This window comes from Ideonella alba (assembly GCF_018069875.1).
Taxonomy (GTDB): domain Bacteria; phylum Pseudomonadota; class Gammaproteobacteria; order Burkholderiales; family Burkholderiaceae_C; genus Ideonella; species Ideonella alba.
In genome coordinates this window covers 139,297-155,922 of record NZ_JAGQDF010000006.1, presented here as the reverse complement: position 1 = coordinate 155,922, position 16,626 = coordinate 139,297, and the positions used below count along the sequence as shown (strand labels likewise).

Below are 16,626 nucleotides of genomic sequence, written 5' to 3'. Positions count from 1 at the left end.
GCCCCGCCGGATCCGCTTCGGGGACCGATGAGCGCGCAGCTGCCTTTGAGCTGGCCCGCGACCCCAAGAAAAACGCCCCGACATGCGGGGCGCTGAGTGTGGTGCCTGAGTCTTTGAAGCGCTCAGGCTTTTTGTTGGTGCCGGTGAAGAGAGTCGAACTCCCGACCTTCGCATTACGAATGCGCAGAAAGTAGTGTTTGCACCCGTTGATGGCTATGCATACACTCTATGTAAATCAACGCTTTAGCGGTCATCTGCTGGACACCTATCCAGCCAGAGCGTTGATGCTGATTCGCCAAAATGGACGCCAAATGGCTACATGGTGGCTACATGGAGTGGCATCGTGGCAAGACGCAAGGCAGGAGAAGCGGTTTCGCTGGAGTCAGCGCAGGAGCTGACAGCGGGTCTGATTGCGGCCCTCAAGTGCCCCGCGGGCAAGGCGCAGGCCTTCCTGCGCGACACCAAGGCGCCCGGCCTGCGCGTGCGCGTGACGGCCAACGGCGCGAAGGCCTTCGTCTTTGAAACCAAGGTGAACGGCAAGACGCTTCGCCGCACCATCGGAAGCCCGGTGGCATGGACCATCGAGGCCGCGCGCATCGAAGCCAACCGCCTGCGCGTGCTGACCGACACCAAGACCGACCCGCGCGAGCTGGAGCGCCAGCAGGCCGCACAGCGCGCCGCCGAACTGGCCGCAGAGCAGGTGCGAGCCCAAGAGCAGGCCGCGCAGCAACAGGCCGAATCGGTGACCGTGGGCAGCGCCTGGGCGCGGTATGTGGTGGAGGGTTCGCCCAAGCGGCGCGATGCCTGGAAGCCCCGCTATGTGGCCGACATGGCGAAGATGGTCGCGCCCGGTGGCGAGCCGAAGAAGCGCGGGGCCGGGCTGACGATGCCGGGCCATCTGTTCCCGCTGCTGGCTTGGCGATTGGTGGACGTGAACGAGGATTCGCTCGCCGCATGGTTCAAGACCGAGAGCCGGCGCAGCAAGCATCAAGCAACCCGGGCGCTGATGATGTTCCGGGGCTTCCTGCGCTGGTGTGCCGCTGTGCCGGAGTACCGCGCGCTGGTGGACCGCGACGCAGGCAAGGCGCCCGCCATCATGGACAACTTGCCAGAAACCAAACGGCGCACCGATGCGCTAGAGGCCGCCCAGGTGGCGGGCTGGTGGACCGCTGTCGAACAGTTGCCCAACCCCATTGCATCTGCCTACCTGCGCGCGCTGCTGCTGACCGGCGCGCGGCGCGAAGAAATGGCCGCGCTGCGTTGGGATGCGGTGGACTTCCGGTGGCGCAAGCTGACCATTGCCGACAAGGTGGGCGACACCCGCACCTTCCCGCTGAGCGACTACATGGCGCATCTGTTGGCGAGCCTGCCGCGCCGCATGGGCGCCGATGGCAAGCCCAGCCCCTTCGTGTTCGCCAGTGTCAGCAAGTCAGGCCGCATTGCCGACCCGCGCGCCAGCCACGATAGGGCCCTCTCGGAAGCCGGCATTGCGGCGCTGACGCTGCATGGCCTGCGCCGCTCGTTTTCGCTTCTTGGCGAGGCTGCTGGGGCGCCTGCTGGTGCCATCGCGCAGGTGATGGGGCATCGCCCTAGTGCAACGGCCGAAGGCTATCGGCCGCGCAGCGTGGACGCACTGCGCCCATTCCTGCAGCGCATCGAGGCTCACATTCTGAGCTTGGCGGGTGTGACGTTCGATGCGACGGCAACGCTGAATCGCCCAAGGCTGGTAAAGACTGCATAGACTTGAATCGCCCCAGCTAGGCCCGGTCGCAAACCGGACCGAAAGCCGCGACCCCCCGAAGTGGTCCGCTGGGGCATCTTTCAGTCGGGGTGCATCGGGGGATGCAATGGACCAACAGGAACCGAAGCCCGAAGACCCTATTGCGGCGCAGGCTGACCGCATCGAAAGAGCCCTAGCAGACTTGGAAGTCAGGAAGCGAGAAGCTGAAGCCTTACGGGCAGCGAACTCATCATCTATGGCGCGCCTGACAGCGGCACAGGCCAGATTAGATGCGCTTCCGCCGAGTGAGCGCCGTGAAGTCTTGGACGCGCTCGGTATGCACCGGATATCGGCCGCGCCTAAGCCAATCAAACCTATTGTTGGCAGCGGGTCTGTAGGCGCGTCACCGTTACCACAGTCACATGCGCCCCGTTGGTCGCTGTGGCACGCGGTTCCGCATCTAGAGCTTTGGCAAGCGGTGCTGCTAACGCTCGGGATTGAGCCCAGCGAGACATATCGGGCCGCAGCATGCGGCGCAGAGCCGCGTAGCCACCTTGACCGCCGAGGTCTATCCGAGGACTTCTTCGATAGACGCAGATGCTGCATCAGTGCGCTCAGCTCTGATGGTCCTATCCGCCCGCAAGGTCCGCTCCATCGTGGCACGTTGGGTGACGCCAAGTGCCGGGTCTTGCTGGTTGAGGTCTCTGCGTTTCTCGTCCGTGCCGGGTTCGATGTACCCAACGAGACTTTGCCTTCGGGTGCTGGTGAACCCAAGGCATCGGAGAGCGCTACGGATAGGCAAGACCGCCGTTTGCAGGCCTGCATTGACGCGGGATTGGATATGCCGAAGAGTCACCATGGGCGCTTGCCAAATGGCGTAGGTGAGTTGGCAACTGAAGAAGGTGTCTCCCGGCAGGCCTTTAGCGATGACGTACGGGCCGCGCTGAAGCGAAGGGAGGCGCTTCAGAGAGCTGGCGAGATGCGCTAGGTTGCCTGCAATGCCTGCATTTGAGGTTCGCATCTCATAGGTGTCGAACAGATGCAGGCGCCTGCGCAGGCAAATGCAGGCAGGCGCATGCATTCCATTCCATATCGCCGCATCGTTGCGGTGCATCTGGAGTGTTGAATCATGCGAACTGCGACAAGCCAAGTCATGGACGAGGCTAGCTCCTTCGTGTCGGTCCAGCCTGTGCCGCTCGAAAGCGAGACGCGCGCGGCGGTGGACACCGAAACTGCCGCATACCACCTAAGCCGCGAGCCACAGACGCTCAGGGTGTGGGCATGCAGAGAAAACGGGCCACTTCGTCCCCTGCGCGTGAATGGGCGTCTAGCCTGGCCGGTAGCTGACCTGCGACGCCTCTTAGGGGTGGCAGCATGAGAAAGGCCCTGCACACCGTCCAAAGCGAGCAGGGCCAGCAGTTGTCGTTTCTGCCTGTGCCTGAGTTTAGCCCGGCCCTGCCGGCGCGCCATACCCTCGAATGGCAAGCCCTGGTGTTGATGCTGGAAGGCGAATCCATCGAGCAGCCCGAATGGCTCAAGATAACGGGCAGTTGGCGCCTAGCTGCGACCATGAAGGCCCTCGACTACCTGGGCTGGCCTGTCCAGTCCCTGCCGGTTCACCGCAAGGGCTTCAAGCGCCCGATTGCCCGGTACTCGTTGCCCTGGAGTGCCATCCAGTTTGGGCGCGAGCTGGTGGCAAAGGAGGCGGTATGACTACGCCGCAATGGCTGACCGACTTGGAGGCCCTGGCGGCCCGCTATGGCGCGGGGATACCCGCAGACCTTGGGGCAATGGCATTGGCTGACCTGTGGGGCTTGTATCGCTTCCTGCGGGCCCTCGCGGAGCGTGCAACATGAGCGCCGCTGCCTTTATGCGCGCCAAGAAGCTGGCCGCCAATGGACATGTCCTGGCGGCTGCCAGACACAACCGGCGCACCATCGCGGCCGAACGTGGGGCGGGCAGCAACATAGACCCGACCCGCAGTCACTTGAACGTGACCCTAGAGGGGCCGAAAAGCCCCGAGGGCGTGGCAGCCCTGGAGCGGTGGCTGGTGGCCGAGGCTGGCATCACCAAGGTCAGGCGGGATGCGGTGCGAGCCATCGAGGTGATATGTAGCCTGCCGCGCGGTGCGCCTGTCGATGCCCTGGCCTATTTCGCCAGTTGCGTTGAATGGTCGCGCGGGACCTTTGGCCCTGTCTTGTCGGCCGACATACACCACGACGAGGCAGCGCCCCATGTGCATGTGCTTTGCCTTCCCTTGGTCGATGGCCGGTTGAGAGGGTCTGACCTGATGGGAGGGCGTGAGAGGCTGCGCCATCTTCAGTCGAACTTCTTCGACAAGGTGGCGAAGCCCTTCGGTCTGAAGCGCGGGCTAGGTCCGCTCAAGGGAAAACCGAAGGCAAGTGCCGCAGCGGCAGTGATTGCCTCATTGCACGCCGATGGCGACCCGGCCCTGCGGTCGCTGCTGTGGCCTTTGTTGCGCGACACGATAGAGCGAGACCCCCGACCCTTTGCTGATGCCCTAGGGTTTGCGGTTGAGGACTTCAAGGCAGACACGCCGGGGAAGTTCGCCCACATCATGACGAGTCGCGGCAAGGGCGCGAAGACGCACGCTGAAGAAGCAAGGCGCAATCGGGCGCTGATTCACTCAAGGCCTATAGGGGTTGCAGGGCCCCGCGGTGGCCTGCCCGACCGTGAACCCTAGGACTCTGTAGGGTTTGCCTCCCGAGCCGACCCCAATCGAGCAGCGCTAACGCATCCCCAAGCCAACCGACAAGGCACGACAACACAGCATGACCAAGCCAGCAAGACGAACGAATCGACCCAGCGCGGATACGCCACCGCCCCCTGAGCCTCAGAAGCCGAAAGCGTGGTGCCTGGAGCTGAAAGCCGAGGAGGGCAAGACGCGCGATGAGTTGATGGCGCAGGTTGCAGCGGATGGCATCGTTGGCAACGCCCGCACTATGGCGAGCTTCGGCGCGCCGACCTTTGGCGACCTGTCGCTGACCGAGTGCGCCATGGTCTTGACCAAGACGGCGCAGGAGTTGGACAAGGGCGACATGTCGGCGTCGGTGCGTCTGCTGTCAGCGCAGGCCATCGCCCTAAACGGCATCTTTGGCGAGCTGGCGCGCGTGGGGCAGTTGAACATGTTCAATCACCCCGACTATGCGGAGCGCTACCTTCGTCTGGCCTTCAAGGCCCAAGCCCAAAGCCGGGCGACCTTGGAGGCAATCGCCACCATCAAGAATCCGCCGGTGGTCTTCGCGAGGCAGGCGAACATCAACAACGGCGGACAGCAGCAGGTGAACAACGGTGCCCCGGTCAGTGGGCAGGGCGCTTCGCCCGCGTACGCGGAAGAAACGCAAAGTCGGCCAAACGAACTATTGGGGGTGACTCATGGGCAAGGGCTGGACCTTGGAGCGCAGGCAGCGGCAGGCGGAATTAATCAGGCAGTGGAAACCGTGGGAGCGGTCAACAGGACCGAAAAGCGATTTAGGTAAGGCTAAAGCGGCACTCAATGCATGGAAGGGGGGTGTCCGTACCGGGCTAAGGGGAGTCGCTAGGCAGTTGGCCGAGGTTGCGCTCAGGCTCGGCTAGCTGCCGTGTCGAGGCATCCACGGTTGCATTCCTGTCGTAGGCATGTGGCGAGTGCACAATCCACTGGCAATGAATCATTTCCTCTTCTATGTTGATGACTCGGGACCTAAGCATCCCGACCATGCGCCGCCGACCGAAAGAAGGGCGAGGGATTGGTTCGGCCTAGGTGGCGTTCTGATTCGCGAGCAGGACAAGGCGAGCGCTGAACAGGCGTACGACACGTTCTGTTCTCGCTGGCCGGAGTTGGATGGATGCCCTCTGCATTCGGTGGAGATTCGCCATTGCAGCAAGGCCTTCAGGTGGCTGGCCCATGATGCGGTCAAGAGGGAAAGATTCCTTGGCGAACTCACCGACCTTATCAATCAAATGCCGATTGTTGTCCACGCTTGCGTGATTGACAGGCCGGGGTACAACCAACGCTATCAGCCGGTGTATGGGGAAAAACGGTGGTCACTCTGCAAGACGGCGTTCACTATTGCTGTAGAGCGGGCTGCAAAGTTCGCTCGTGCCCATGATGCCCGCCTGCGGGTCTACGTTGAAAGAACGGACCGGAGGACAGAGCGCAGACTTAAGACCTACTTTGACGAGCTCAGAGCGAATGGTTTGCCGTTCAACGCCGATAGGTCGGCGAAGTACGGCCCACTAGAGGCTGGAGACTTGCAAAAGACTCTGCTTGAATTCGGTGTCAAGACAAAGCAGTCTAGGTTGATGCAGGTCGCAGACTTGGTTTTGTGGCCGATGTGTATGGGTGGGTACGACGCCGGAAACCGGGCACTGGCGTCACTGCGGGAGTCCGGACGACTCATTGACGTCCACTGCACGAAAGAGAACGGCCTGCTTGGCGTTAAGTACAGCTGTTTTGATGGCGGCACTTCGCAAGTTGCAGGCGAGGCTCCGGCATCAGCCTAGCAACAGCAGAAATACAAGAGCCCGCGGGAGCGGGCTCAGGGGCGGCCACCAAGAGTGGGTGACCTCGTAGGCTATGCCTGCGCGAGATTCTGCTTGAACTACATCGCACATGCAATGCAATTCCCTGTAGCCAAGTGAGACTTCTTGCTCAGTGCGTTTGCCGATGTGTGTGTCTCAGCAGCGGGCGCATAGAGTCCACTGACAAGACAGCCGCTACATGGTGGCTACATGGCCCCTCGCAGTACTCGGAAAAAGAAAACGCCCCGACATGCGGGGCGCTGAGTGCGGTGCCTAAGTCTTTGATGCGCTTAGGCTTTTTGTTGGTGCCGGTGAAGAGAGTCGAACTCCCGACCTTCGCATTACGAATGCGCTGCTCTACCAACTGAGCTACACCGGCGAAAACGCGGATTATAGCGGATCCAACCGGCGCGGGGCGGAGGGCGCGGCGAGCGAGCGCACCCGGGCCTGCAGCGCGCGCACCCGCTCGATCATCGTGGCGTCGCTGAGCTTGATGTCGCCGTGGAACAGCAGGTTGCGGTAGCGGGCCAGCTCGCTCAGGTCGGCGTAGAGCTCGTCGCCGATGGCCTCGGCCTGCAGCAGCGCATCGGCCAGGCGGCGCAAGGAGGCGCCGCGCAGGGCGGTCTCGTCGGCGTTGTCGCTGTCCTGGCGGCGCAGCAGCTCGCGCAGCTGGCGCTCCAGACGGCGGAAGGCGCGGAAGAACTCGGCCGCGGGCACGCCCGGGCGCTCATCGGCGGCGCCGGCGGCGCCGGCGCGGGCCTCCAGCGCGCGTTCGGCCGCCTTCTGGTATTTGTCGGGGTCGATGATGGCGACCACGAAGGCCAGGCCGGCCACCATGGCCACGCCGTCCATCGCGCCGGCCAGCCACAGCAGCGGGCCGGGGGTGGGTTCGTTGCTGCGGTTGATCCACACCACCAGCAGGCTCAGGCCCACCGCCAGCGCGGTCAGCCAGGCGAGGCCGGTCAGGCGCGCGTGGTAGCTCTTGCGCAGCGCGGCGTGGATCTCCTGCAGCGAGTCGTCGTTCTCGCGCGCGGCCTCGATCTGCGACAGCACCAGGGCATAGCCCGTCAGCAGCAGTGCGACGAAGGTCGACACGCACTGCGCGGCTGCGGTGAAGGTCCAGTAGATGTAATCCGTGTTCACATCGCACCTGGGCTGCAGCGGCCGTCAGCCGGCGCGGGCAGGCGGGCCGGGTGGGGCTGTCAGGTCGGGCTGGCGAGATGGTAGTCGGTCACGCGCTGGACCTCGTTCTTCGAGCCCAGCACCACCGCCACGCGTTCGTGCAGTTTGCCCGGGACCACGTCCATGATGCGCTGGCGCCCGTTGGTGGCCAGGCCGCCGGCCTGCTCGACCAGGAAGGCCATCGGGTTGGCCTCGTACATCAGGCGCAGCTTGCCGGGCTTGTCCGGGTCGCGCTTGTCCCAGGGGTACAGGAAGACGCCGCCGCGGGTCAGGATGCGGTGCACATCGGCCACCATGCTGGCCACCCAGCGCATGTTGAAGTCCTTGCCGCGCGGGCCTTCCTTGCCGCTCAGGCACTCGTCGATGTAGCGCTTGACCGGGGCGTCCCAGTGGCGCATGTTCGACATGTTGATCGCGAACTCCTTGGTGTCCTCGGGGATCTGCACCTGGTCTTCGGTCAGCACCCAGGAGCCGGTCTCGCGGTCCAGCGTGAACATGGCCACGCCTTCGCCCACGGTCAGCACCAGCGTGGTCTGCGGGCCGTAGACGCAGTAGCCCGCGGCGGCCTGCTGCTTGCCGGGCTGCAGGAAGTCCTCCTCGCTGATGCCGCGCTGGTTGTTGACCTTGCGCAGCACCGAGAAGATGGTGCCGATCGACACATTGACGTCGATGTTGCTGCTGCCGTCCAGCGGATCGAACAGCAGCAGGTACTCGCCCTGCGGGTAGCGGTTGGGTACCACGTGGATGCTGTCCATTTCCTCGGAGGCCATGGCCGCCAGGTGGCCGCCCCATTCGTTGGCCTCGATCAGCACCTCGTTGGAGATGATGTCGAGCTTCTTCTGGATCTCGCCCTGCACGTTCTCGGAGGCCGCCGAGCCCAGCACCTCGCCCAGGGCGCCCTTGTTGACCGAGATGGCGATGCTCTTGCAGGCGCGGGCGACCACCTCGATCAGCAGGCGCAGCTGGGCCGGGATGTGGCCGTGCTCGCGCTGCTGCTCGACCAGGTAGCGGGTGAGGGAGATGCGTGAACTCATGGGTGGATCCTCGTGAGACGTGAAATCAGGCGGCGTCCAGCGCGCGGGTGACGATCTCGCGCACGTCGCCGCTCAGCCGGGTGCTCGCGGCCACGCGGGCGATCGCCTCGCGGGCGGCACTGCGGTAGGGCTCGGCCAGTGCGGTCCAGCGGTCCAGCGCACGGGCGATGCGCGAGGCCAGCTGCGGGTTGGCGGCGTCCAGCGCGATCACCATGTCGGCCCACAGCACATAGCCGGCAGCATCGCTGCGGTGGAAGGCGGCCGGATTGAACATCACCAGCGAGCTCAGCACCGACCGTGCCCGGTTGGGGTTGGACAGCGTGAACTGCGGGTGCTGCAGCAGCTGGCGCACGCGGGCGAAGACACGGCCGTCCTTCTCGGCGGCGCGGGCCTGCACCTGGAACCACTTGTCGACCACCAGCGCGTCGTCGCCGGCCAGCGCCAGGAAGCGCTCCAGTGCCGGCTGGGCCAGTTCGGCGTGGGCGTTCACCAGGGCTTCGAGGGCGCCCAGGCGGTCGGTCATGTTGGTCGCGTCCTTGAAGCGCTGGAAGGCGCGGCCGGGCCACACCGGATCGCCTGCGGCCACCGCCTGGCGCACCAGCATCGCCAGCGCCAGGTTGGCCAGCGCGCGCCGGCCGCTCTGCGCGGCATCGGGGCGGTAGCCCTCGCGCACCTGCATCGCCTCGAAGGTGGTGGCCCAGTCGGCCTGCAGCCGCGCTGCCAGCTGGTCCTGCCACGACTCGCAGGCGGCGTGGATGCGCTGCGGGTCGACCGGCGTGATCAGCTCGGCCAGGTAGGTCTGCACCGGCAGCTGCAGCGCACGGGCCTTGAAGGACGGGTCCAGGTCCGGGTCCAGCAGCAGGGCCCGCAGCGCCGCCAGGTGGGTGTCGTCGATCTGCACCGCGCCGCCGTCCTGCACGGCTGCGCGCAGGCGCTGGACCGCCAGGCGCTGGCCGGCTTCCCAGCGGTTGAAGGCGTCGGCGTCGTGGGCCAGCAGCACCAGCAGCTCAGCATCACTCAGGCCATCGTCCAGCAGCACCGGCGCCGAGAAGCCGCGCAGCAGCGACGGCACGACCGCCTGCGTCACGCCGGTGAAGACGAATACCTGCTCGGCCTCGGTCAGCACCAGCACGCGCTCGGTGCCGCTGGCGCTGTCCTCGCCCTGCAGTTGCAGCGCCACGGCCTGACCGTCGTGGCCGACCAGGCCCATGCGCACCGGCAGCAACTGCGGCTGCTTGTCGTGCTGGCCCGGCGTGGCCGGGGTGTGCTGGCGCAGCGTCAGGGTGTAGGTGGCGCTGGCGGCGTCCCAGCTGCCGCGGGCCTGCAGGCGCGGCGTGCCGGCCTGGCTGTACCAGCGCTTGAACACCTCGAGCTGGGTGGCCAGCGTGCTGCCGGGGTTGGCGTCGGCGATGGCCTGCGCAAAGTCGTCGCAGGTCACGGCCTGGCCGTCATGGCGCTGGAAGTAGAGCTTCATGCCGGCGGCAAAGCCGGCGCGGCCGACCAGCGTGTGCATCATGCGCACGACCTCGGCCCCCTTCTCGTAGATGGTGGGGGTGTAGAAGTTGTCGATCGCCTGGTAGGCGTCGGGGCGCACCGGGTGGGCCATGGCGCCGGCGTCCTCGGTGAACTGGCGCTCGCGCAGGCTGCAGACATCGGCGATGCGGCGCACCGCGCGCGCGCTGGCGCTGCCGCTCATGTCCATGCTGAATTCCTGGTCGCGGAAGACGGTCAGGCCTTCCTTGAGCGACAGCTGGAACCAGTCGCGGCAGGTGATGCGGTTGCCGGTCCAGTTGTGGAAGTACTCGTGGCCGACCACGCTCTCGATGCCGTCGAAGTCCTCATCGGTGGCGGTGGCCGGGCTGGCCAGCACGAACTTGGTGTTGAAGATGTTCAACCCCTTGTTCTCCATCGCGCCCATGTTGAAGTCGTCGACGGCGACGATCATGAAGCGCTCCAGGTCCAGCGGCAGGCCGAAGCGGTGCTCGTCCCAGATGATCGAGGCGATCAGCGAGTTCATCGCGTGCTCGGTCTTTTCCAGGTCGCCGCGCTTGACGTAGATCTGCAGCAGGTGCTCCCTGCCGCCGCGGCTGGTCACGCGCTGCTCGCGGCGCACCAGGTCGGCCGCCACCAGCGCGAACAGGTAGCAGGGCTTGGGGAAGGGGTCGTTCCAGACGGCGAAGTGGCGGCCGCCATCCAGATCGCCCTGCTCGACCAGGTTGCCGTTGGACAGCAGCACCGGGTACTTCGCCTTGTCGGCGCGCAGCGTCACCGTGAAGGTGGCCATCACGTCGGGGCGGTCCAGGAAGTAGGTGATGCGGCGAAAGCCTTCGGCCTCGCACTGGGTGAACAGGCCCGAGCCGCTGGCGTACAGGCCGCTGAGCTGGGTGTTCTTCTCGGGCGCGATGGTGTTGCGGATCTCCAGCGTGAAGGCGTCGGCCTCGGGGGCGTCGATCACCAGCTGGCCGTCCTCGTGGCGGAAGGACACGCTCTGGCCGTCGACCAGCACGCGCAGCAGGTTCAGGTCTTCGCCGTGCAGGCGCAGGGGCTGCTTGTCCTGGGCGGTGTCGCGCTGCACGCTGAGCTTGCTGGCGACGATGGTCTTGGCGGCGTCCAGGTCGAAGCACAGCTCGGCCTGGCGGATGGTGTAGGCCGGCGCGGTGTAGTCCTCGCGACGGATCAGGGGGGCAGAGCCTTCACGCATCAACATCATGGTGGGCATCCTTGGGGTCCATTGAACAGCAGGGCCGGATCCAGGGCGGTGAAGTCGCTCACCGTGGCGATCCGGTTCGGGAAGGCGCTGAACGCGTCGGCGTCCAGCGTGGTGGTCAGGGCGACCGCGGCCATGCCGGCGCGGTGGGCGGCCTCCAGGCCCAGCGGGGCGTCCTCGAAGACCAGACAGGTCTCGGGCGGCACCGCCAGGCGCTCGGCGGCGGCCAGGAAGATGTCGGGGTGGGGCTTGCCGCGCAGGCCGTCGGCCGGGCTGCTGACCACCGTCACCCAGTCGGCCAGGCCGAAGCGCTCGAAAGCCAGGGCGATGTTGTCCGGCGGCGCGGCGGTGCACACCGCCAGACGCTTGCCGGCGGCATGGGCGCGCTGCAGCAGGGCCTGCGCGCCGGCCACCAGCTGCAGCTCCTGCCGGGCCATCGCCCGGTAGACCTGCTCGCGCTCGTCGGCCATGCGCTCGATCTCGGCCGGCGAGGCGGTGGGGAACATGTCGGCCAGGATCTCGGGGCCGCTGCGGCCGGCGGTGCTGGCGAAGTGCGCCGGGTCGTCCGACAAGGGCCGGCCGACCGTGGCGCCCCACTGCACCCAGGCGCGGGCGTGCAGCGGCATGCTGTCGATCAGCGTGCCGTCCAGGTCGAACAGCAGGGCGTCGAAACCCCGGCGCGGGCTTGGCTTCACAGGCCCTGCTTCAGGCTGGCGGCGATGAAGGTGTCCAGATCCCCGTCCAGCACCTTCTGGGTGTTGGAGATCTCGACGTTGGTGCGCAGGTCCTTGATGCGGCTCTGGTCCAGCACGTAGGAGCGGATCTGGTGGCCCCAGCCGACATCGGTCTTGGTGTCCTCGAGCTTCTGCTGCGCCTCCATGCGCTTCTTCATCTCGTGGTCGTACAGGCGCGAGCGCAGCCGGCGCCAGGCGACGTCGCGGTTGCTGTGCTGGCTGCGGCCGTCCTGGCACTGCACGACGATGCCGGTGGGGATGTGCGTCAGGCGCACCGCCGAGTCGGTCTTGTTGATGTGCTGGCCGCCGGCGCCGCTGGCGCGGAAGGTGTCGGTGCGCACGTCCGAGGGGTTGATCTCGATCTCGATCGAGTCGTCGATCTCGGGGTAGACGAAGAGCGAGGCGAACGAGGTGTGGCGGCCGCCGGCCGAGTCGAAGGGGCTCTTGCGCACCAGACGGTGCACGCCGGTCTCGGTGCGCAGGTGGCCGAAGGCGTAGTCGCCCTCCACCTTGATCGTGGCGCTCTTGATGCCGGCCACGTCACCCGGGGTTTCGTCCTCCAGCGTGGCCTTGAAGCCCTTGCGCTCGCAGTACTTCAGGTACTGACGCAGCAGCATGCCGGCCCAGTCGCAGGCCTCGGTGCCGCCGGCGCCGGCCTGGATGTCGATGAAGCAGTTGCTCGGGTCGGCCGGGTTGCTGAACATGCGGCGGAACTCGAGGCGCTCGACGATCTCGCGCAGGCTGGCGGCCTCGGCCTCGATGGCCTCCAGGCCGTCGACATCCTCGTCGGCCTTGCTCATCTCGAAGAGCTCGAGGTTGTCCGACAGGTTGCTGCTGAGGTGGTCGATCGTGCCCACCACCTCGTCCAGGGTCTTCTTCTCCTTGCCCAGCTCCTGCGCCCGCTTGGGGTCGTTCCAGATGTCGGGGTTCTCGAGGGTGGCGTTGACTTCGGTCAGCCGCAGCGATTTGCGGTCGTAGTCAAAGATACCCCCGTAGCGCTTCGGTGCGGGCGCTGAGGTCGGACAGGGTGGTGCCAATGGCGTTGATGCGTTCGATGTCCATGGGGCGGCCTCGGGTGATGGGCGGTGTTCGGTAAAGCCGCGGATTTTCGCATGCGCCGCCCCCGGGCGCAGCCCCCGGCCGGGGCTGCCACAATCGGGCACCGACCCAACAGGCCGACCTCCCATGCCGAGGGCGGCCACGACGAGGAGACCCCAGGACGTGCTCTGGGTGGCGACGAGCCTGAAACTGGTGTGCGAGGTGGCGCTGATGGCCGCGCTGGGCCGCGCCGTGCTGCGCCGGCTGCCGGGTGTGGATGCCGCGGCCAACCCCTTTGTGCGCCTGCTGGACTGGCTGGTGCGTCCAGCCGAGCAGTTGGCCGGCCGGGCGATGGTGCCGGCGCTGCTGGGCCTGTGGCTGCTGGCCACGGCGGCCAAGATCAGCCTGTGTCTGGGCCAGGGGGGCTGCCGGTGAGCGACGCCCAGCGACGCTACTGGCGCTCGGTGCGCTGGCTCACCGCCGTGCTGCTGGCGCTGTGGCTGGTGGCGGCCTTCGGCGTGGTCTATTTCGCGCGCACGCTGTCCTTCGGCTTCTTCGGCTGGACCTTCGGCTTCTGGTGGTCCGCCCAGGGCGCGCTGCTGGTGTTCGTGGCGCTGGTCGTGGTCTACCAGGTGGCGGCGCGGCGGCTGGACGAACGGGTGGCGGTTGATGAAGCCGATTGACGCGCCCAGCGGCGAGGGTGACAGCGGCCTGCGCCGGCGCCTGCACCTGTTCTACGCCGCCTACACGGTGTGCTTCCTGGTCTTCATCGGCGTGATGATGGCGCTGGAGCGCATGGGCCTGCCGCGGGCGGCGATCGGTTTCGTGTTCCTGTCGGCGCCGCTGGTGATCTATGCGGTGGTGGGCGTGCTGAGCCGTACCACCGATGCCGACGAATACTACGTGGCCGGCCGGCGGGTGCCGGCGGTCTACAACGGCATGGCCACCGCGGCCGACTGGATGAGCGCCGCCTCGTTCATCGGCCTCGCGGGCACGCTGTACATGAGCGGCTACGAGGGCCTGGCCTTCATCCTGGGCTGGACCGGCGGCTACTGCCTGGTGGCCTTCCTGCTCGCGCCCTACCTGCGGCGCTTCGGCCGCTACACCATCCCCGACTTCCTGGGCGAGCGCTACGAGGGCCACCTGACACGGGTGATCGGCCTAGCGGCGGCCATCCTGGCCTCGTTCATCTACGTGGTGGCGCAGATCTACGGCGTGGGCCTGATCACCACCCGGCTGACCAGCATCGCCTCGTTCGAGATCGGTGTCTTCCTGGGCCTGGGCGGCATCCTGGTGTGCTCGTTCCTGGGCGGCATGCGTGCGGTCACCTGGACCCAGGTGGCGCAGTACATCGTGCTGGTGATCGCCTACCTGGTGCCGGTGGCCTGGCTGGCCTGGGAGCAGACCGGCGTGCCGGTGCCGCAGGCGGTGTACGGCTACCAGCTGCAGAAGCTGGGCGAGGCCGAGCGCGCGCTGAAGGCCGACCCGCGCGAGCGCGAGGTCATCGCCGTCTACCGCGCCCGGGCGGACGAGCTGGGCCGCAAGCTGCAGCACGTGCCTCAGGCGCTGGCCGCCGACCGCGCCGAGGCCCAGCGGCGCATCAGCGACCTGAAGCAGGCCAATGCACCGCAGCGCGAGATCCAGGCCGCCGAGCGCGCGCTGACCCTGCTGCCGAAGAACGAGGCTGCCGCGGCCGAGGCCTGGCAGCGCGAGCGCCTGCGGCTGGAGATGAAGGCGCGCCCGCTGGCCGGCATGCCCGACCACGCGCTGCCCTTTGCCGGCAACCCCGAGGGCACGGTGGACGAACGCCGCGAGTTCGACCTCTCGCGCCGCAACTTCCTGGCCCTGGTGTTCTGCCTGATGGTGGGCACCGCCGCGTTGCCGCACATCCTGACGCGCTACTACACCACGCCCACGGTGCGCGAGGCGCGCGAGTCGGTGAGCTGGTCGCTGCTGTTCATCGTGCTGCTCTACCTGACGGCGCCCGCGCTGGCGGTGCTGGTCAAGTTCGAGGTCTTCAGCCAGCTGGTGGGCACGCCGATCGACCTGCTGCCGGCCTGGATCGCCCACTGGAGCAAGGTCGACCCGTCGCTGCTGTCGGTGGAGGATGTCAACCGCGACGGCATCCTGCAGCTGGGCGAGCTGACCATCGGCAGCGAGATCATCGTGCTGGCCATGCCGGAGATCGCCGGCCTGCCCTATGTGATCTCGGGCATGGTGGCCGCAGGCGGCCTGGCGGCGGCGCTGTCCACCGCCGACGGCCTGCTGCTGACCATCGCCAACGCGCTGTCGCACGACGGCTACTACCACATGGTGGACCACCGGGCGAGCACCGCACGGCGGGTGATGCTGGCCAAGGTCATCCTGCTGGCGGTGGCGCTGGCGGCGGCCTTCGTGGCGGCGCAGAAGCCGGCCAACATCCTGTTCCTGGTGTCGGCGGCGTTCTCGCTGGCAGCCTCGGCCTTCTTCCCGGCGCTGGTGCTGGGCATCTTCTGGCAGCGCGCCAACAAATGGGGCGCGGCCAGCGGCATGCTGGCCGGCCTGGGCCTGTGCTTCTGGTACATGGCCACCACCGACCCCTGGTTGAGGGGCCTGTTCGGCATGACCGCGCCGGTGCGGCTGTGGTGGGGCATCCAGCCGATCTCGGCCGGTGTGTTCGGCGTGCCGCTGGGCTTCGTGGTGACGGTGGTGATCAGCCTGCTGACGCCCAGGCCGTCCGAGGCGGCGCGGCAGTTGGTGCTGCGGCTGCGTCGCGGCTCAGCGTCGTGAGGAGATGACGATGCCGGCGACGATGGCCACGAAGGCCACGCCGTGGTACCACTGCGGCCACAGGCCCAGCAGCGCGGCCGACATCAGCGCCGCGAACAGTGGCGTCAGGTTGCCGAAGAAGCCCGCCACCGCCGGTCCCACCGTGGCCACGCCCAGGCCCCAGCAGCGGTAGGCGATCAGCGCCGGACCGACCGCCACATACAGCAGCAGCGGCACCAGCCAGGGTGTCCAGTGCCACTGGGCGTTGTCAGCCAGCAGCAGCTCGGCGCCGGCGCTCAGGCCGCAGAAGGGCAGGCCAAAGCCGATCTGCACCAGCAGGAATTCGGCCCAGTTCCAGGCCGGCCGCTGCTCGCCCTGCATCGACGCCGGTGGCCGCGCCAGCATCCAGCTGTACAGCGCCCAGCTGACGATGGCCAGCAGCATCAGCAGATCGCCCGGCACGAACTGCAGGCTCAGCAGCCGCGCCGGCCGCCCCTGGGCCAGCACCAGCAGCACGCCGGCCATCGAGCAGGCGGCGCCCAGCAGGTCCTGCGGGCGCGGGCGCACGCCATACAGCAGCCGCCCGATGGCCAGCATCCACACGGGCATGCTGGCGGCGATCAGCGTGACGTTGAGCGGCGTCGAGGTGTGCAGCGCCATGTACTGCAGCGCGTTGTAGCTGCCCATGCCCAGGATGCCCAGCAGCGCCAGGTGGCGCCAGCGCGGGCGCAGCGCCGCGCGCTGGGCCAGGGCCGCGCGGCCCAGCGGCCACAGCAGTGCGAAGGCGATCAGCCAGCGCACGAAGTTCAGGGCCAGCGGCGGCACCGTGCCCACGGCCAGCCGGCCGACCACCGCGTTGCCTGCCCAGAGCAGCGGGGGCAGGGTCAGCAGCAGGGCGATCTTGGGGCTCAGGCGTGTGGTCATCGGCAGACAGGGCAA

At 67.1% G+C, this 16,626-nt stretch carries 14 protein-coding genes and 1 tRNA gene; 8 read left to right on the top strand and 7 right to left on the bottom strand.

Annotated elements, in window-relative coordinates; translation table 11 throughout:
* The first annotated feature begins 343 nt into the window (after positions 1-343).
* From KAK07_RS12295 to KAK07_RS12275, 5 genes are all read left to right on the top strand, one after another.
* On the top strand, positions 344-1,741 hold the full coding sequence (locus tag KAK07_RS12295; RefSeq protein ID WP_310740726.1) for a tyrosine-type recombinase/integrase: 1,398 nt from the start codon (positions 344-346) through the stop codon (positions 1,739-1,741).
* 1,353 nt (positions 1,742-3,094) lie between these two features.
* A complete protein-coding gene (locus KAK07_RS12290) occupies positions 3,095-3,433 on the top strand; it encodes a hypothetical protein (RefSeq protein ID WP_210861027.1) in 339 nt (112 codons plus the stop codon).
* A gap of 139 nt (positions 3,434-3,572) precedes the next feature.
* Positions 3,573-4,424 (top strand): plasmid recombination protein, encoded by an 852-nt coding sequence (locus tag KAK07_RS12285; RefSeq protein ID WP_210861025.1) that lies wholly within the window; start codon positions 3,573-3,575, stop codon positions 4,422-4,424.
* Between the two features lie 88 nt (positions 4,425-4,512).
* A complete protein-coding gene (locus KAK07_RS12280; protein ID WP_210861024.1) occupies positions 4,513-5,220 on the top strand; it encodes a hypothetical protein in 708 nt (235 codons plus the stop codon).
* Positions 5,221-5,386: 166 nt separating this feature from the next.
* Positions 5,387-6,226 (top strand): DUF3800 domain-containing protein, encoded by an 840-nt coding sequence (locus tag KAK07_RS12275; RefSeq protein WP_210861022.1) that lies wholly within the window; start codon positions 5,387-5,389, stop codon positions 6,224-6,226.
* A 321-nt stretch (positions 6,227-6,547) separates the two neighbouring features.
* On the opposite strand, the gene KAK07_RS12270 is transcribed toward KAK07_RS12275, so the two are convergent.
* The 6 genes from KAK07_RS12270 to prfB form a co-directional block, all read right to left on the bottom strand.
* Positions 6,548-6,623, bottom strand: a tRNA-Thr gene (locus KAK07_RS12270).
* Positions 6,624-6,634: 11 nt separating this feature from the next.
* Positions 6,635-7,387 carry a hypothetical protein gene (locus tag KAK07_RS12265; RefSeq protein ID WP_210854649.1) on the bottom strand — a complete coding sequence of 251 codons (753 nt, stop codon included), beginning with the start codon at positions 7,385-7,387 and terminating at the stop codon, positions 6,635-6,637.
* Between the two features lie 59 nt (positions 7,388-7,446).
* Positions 7,447-8,460 carry a class 1 fructose-bisphosphatase gene (locus KAK07_RS12260; RefSeq protein WP_210854648.1) on the bottom strand — a complete coding sequence of 338 codons (1,014 nt, stop codon included), beginning with the start codon at positions 8,458-8,460 and terminating at the stop codon, positions 7,447-7,449.
* Positions 8,461-8,485: 25 nt separating this feature from the next.
* Positions 8,486-11,161: an aminopeptidase N gene (gene pepN / locus KAK07_RS12255; RefSeq protein ID WP_210854647.1), complete on the bottom strand. Its 2,676-nt coding sequence runs from the start codon at positions 11,159-11,161 to the stop codon at positions 8,486-8,488.
* 5 nt (positions 11,162-11,166) lie between these two features.
* Positions 11,167-11,862 carry an HAD family hydrolase gene (locus tag KAK07_RS12250; protein ID WP_310738609.1) on the bottom strand — a complete coding sequence of 232 codons (696 nt, stop codon included), beginning with the start codon at positions 11,860-11,862 and terminating at the stop codon, positions 11,167-11,169.
* Positions 11,859-12,963, bottom strand: a protein-coding gene (gene prfB, locus KAK07_RS12245; RefSeq protein ID WP_210854646.1) for a peptide chain release factor 2 whose coding sequence is annotated in 2 segments (ribosomal slippage) — positions 11,859-12,881 and positions 12,883-12,963 — 1,104 coding nt in all. Because the reading frame shifts where the segments join, the coding sequence is not laid out codon by codon here. The genes KAK07_RS12250 and prfB overlap by 4 nt, the downstream gene beginning before the upstream one ends.
* Positions 12,964-13,131: 168 nt before the next feature.
* Here prfB and KAK07_RS25305 point away from each other — a divergent pair.
* From KAK07_RS25305 to KAK07_RS12235, 3 genes are read left to right on the top strand one after another with little or no spacing between them, the layout of a single operon-like run.
* Positions 13,132-13,374 carry a hypothetical protein gene (locus tag KAK07_RS25305; protein WP_247661173.1) on the top strand — a complete coding sequence of 81 codons (243 nt, stop codon included), beginning with the start codon at positions 13,132-13,134 and terminating at the stop codon, positions 13,372-13,374.
* Positions 13,371-13,622, top strand: a complete 252-nt coding sequence (locus KAK07_RS25300) for a sodium/substrate symporter small subunit (RefSeq protein WP_310738608.1) — start codon at positions 13,371-13,373, stop codon at positions 13,620-13,622. The genes KAK07_RS25305 and KAK07_RS25300 overlap by 4 nt, the downstream gene beginning before the upstream one ends.
* Positions 13,609-15,708 (top strand): sodium:solute symporter family protein, encoded by a 2,100-nt coding sequence (locus KAK07_RS12235; protein ID WP_210854645.1) that lies wholly within the window; start codon positions 13,609-13,611, stop codon positions 15,706-15,708. The genes KAK07_RS25300 and KAK07_RS12235 overlap by 14 nt, the downstream gene beginning before the upstream one ends.
* Here the strand turns inward: KAK07_RS12235 and KAK07_RS12230 are convergent.
* A complete protein-coding gene (locus KAK07_RS12230) occupies positions 15,697-16,611 on the bottom strand; it encodes a DMT family transporter (RefSeq protein WP_210854644.1) in 915 nt (304 codons plus the stop codon). The two genes, KAK07_RS12235 and KAK07_RS12230, sit on opposite strands and share 12 nt — an antisense overlap.
* Positions 16,612-16,626 lie beyond the last annotated feature (15 nt).